Source organism: Oceanobacillus indicireducens, from assembly GCF_014647195.1.
GTDB classification, from domain to species: domain Bacteria; phylum Bacillota; class Bacilli; order Bacillales; family Amphibacillaceae; genus Oceanobacillus; species Oceanobacillus indicireducens.
This window is the reverse complement of the sequence record NZ_BMOS01000068.1, coordinates 1170-2743: the sequence shown is the minus strand read 5'-3', so window position 1 is coordinate 2743 and position 1574 is coordinate 1170. Positions and strand designations below refer to the sequence as shown.

The window sequence follows — 1574 nt, the reverse complement described above, 5'->3', positions numbered from 1 at the left end:
TTTCCAGCGCCGATGGTAGTTGAGACTTTGTCTCTGCGAGAGTAGGACGCCGCCAGGCATTTTTTTGTTTTAAATCTCCCCACCGCACCTTAATGGTTGAACAATTGGCTGTTAATCAGCTATAAACTTTGTGTGTGGCGAGCTAATTATTTCCAAAAACTTAATTGGCCCGTTGGTCAAGCGGTTAAGACACCGCCCTTTCACGGCGGTAACACGGGTTCGAATCCCGTACGGGTCACCATTTTTTTAGGAAGGCATGTTAATACGCAACGTCGTGTTGCAACACATGCACTAGCATGTCCTTATGCTTCGGAGGATTAGCTCAGTTGGGAGAGCACCTGCCTTACAAGCAGGGGGTCGCAGGTTCAAGTCCTGCATCCTCCACCATTATTTATATGTATTTTTACTATCGCGGCGCGGGGTGGAGCAAAGCCGAAACACCATTGAGTAACATCTCTGAATAGGTTTTGTGAGGAGTCTAAGCTTCTCCGAATTATCCCGAAACACGACGAACAGTCCTTATTTTATATTATGCATAAACAAAACTTGCATATTTCTTATTACCGCGGGGTGGAGCAGTCCGGTAGCTCGTTGGGCTCATAACCCAAAGGTCGCAGGTTCAAATCCTGCCCCCGCAACCAAATAAAGATCCGGTAGTTAAGGTGGTGAGAGTGCCTGCCTGTCACGCAGGAGGTCGCGGGTTCGAGTCCCGTCCGGACCGCCACTATTTAGAAAAAAGTTATTACGGCTCGGTAGCTCAGTCGGTAGAGCATAGCGTAAACTTCCTCGAATTACTTCATTGTAGCTATGCGAGGAGTGCAACTTCGCTGAATAAGCTTGCAACACGACGAGCAACAACATCTTTGAACATGCTTCGAAACAGAACCCGAAGCGAGAAGCTAATTAAAATCAGTAATATTCCATGGCTCGGTAGCTCAGTCGGTAGAGCAACGGACTGAAAATCCGTGTGTCGGCGGTTCGATTCCGTCCCGAGCCACTTTTTTAAAAGCAGCACGACATAATATACGTCGACCTAGCACAATTGGTAGAGTTTCTGACTCTTAATCAGAGGGTCACAGGTTCGAATCCTGTATGGCTCATCATTTGAATTACGGTTTTGGCGGGAGTCGCTAGTTGGAGAGGATCTAAACCTTTTCAAAGTCCGGTTCCGACTGAGCCCCAGAACCATATAAAGCGCCCGTAGCTCAATTGGATAGAGCGTTTGACTACGGATCAAAAGGTTAGGGGTTCGGCTCCTCTCGGGCGCGCCATATACATATTTGATTGCGTAAAAGCAGCTTAGAGATGACGGGCATAAAAAATACCAGTGTGGTAGTGAATTCAACTCCCACCGTCGCCCCATAATACTGGACCCTTAGCTCAGTTGGTTAGAGCTATCGGCTCATAACCGATCGGTCGCAGGTTCGAGTCCTGCAGGGTCCATCGGTTCATCTATAGAAGCATCATATAGTTCGGAGGTATACCCAAGTCCGGCTGAAGGGATCGGTCTTGAAAACCGACAGGCGGGTCAAACCGCGCGGGGGTTCGAATCCCTCTACCTCCTCCATTTTACA

General features: G+C 48.3%; 9 tRNA genes. All 9 read left to right on the top strand.

Going from position 1 to position 1574, the window contains the following annotated elements:
* Positions 1-166 precede the first annotated feature (166 nt).
* The 9 genes from IEX94_RS19365 (at position 167) to IEX94_RS19325 (ending at position 1567) form a co-directional block, all read left to right on the top strand.
* Positions 167-241, top strand: a tRNA-Glu gene (locus IEX94_RS19365).
* A gap of 70 nt (positions 242-311) precedes the next feature.
* Positions 312-387: transfer RNA gene (locus IEX94_RS19360), tRNA-Val, on the top strand.
* A gap of 177 nt (positions 388-564) precedes the next feature.
* Positions 565-641 (top strand) — tRNA-Met (locus tag IEX94_RS19355).
* Positions 642-647: 6 nt separating this feature from the next.
* Positions 648-724: transfer RNA gene (locus IEX94_RS19350), tRNA-Asp, on the top strand.
* A gap of 200 nt (positions 725-924) precedes the next feature.
* Positions 925-997, top strand: a tRNA-Phe gene (locus IEX94_RS19345).
* Between the two features lie 38 nt (positions 998-1035).
* Positions 1036-1097 (top strand) — tRNA-Lys (locus IEX94_RS19340).
* Positions 1098-1194: 97 nt separating this feature from the next.
* Positions 1195-1271, top strand: a tRNA-Arg gene (locus IEX94_RS19335).
* Between the two features lie 98 nt (positions 1272-1369).
* A tRNA-Ile gene (locus tag IEX94_RS19330) sits at positions 1370-1443 on the top strand.
* A 31-nt stretch (positions 1444-1474) separates the two neighbouring features.
* A tRNA-Ser gene (locus IEX94_RS19325) sits at positions 1475-1567 on the top strand.
* The last annotated feature ends 7 nt before the right edge of the window (positions 1568-1574 follow it).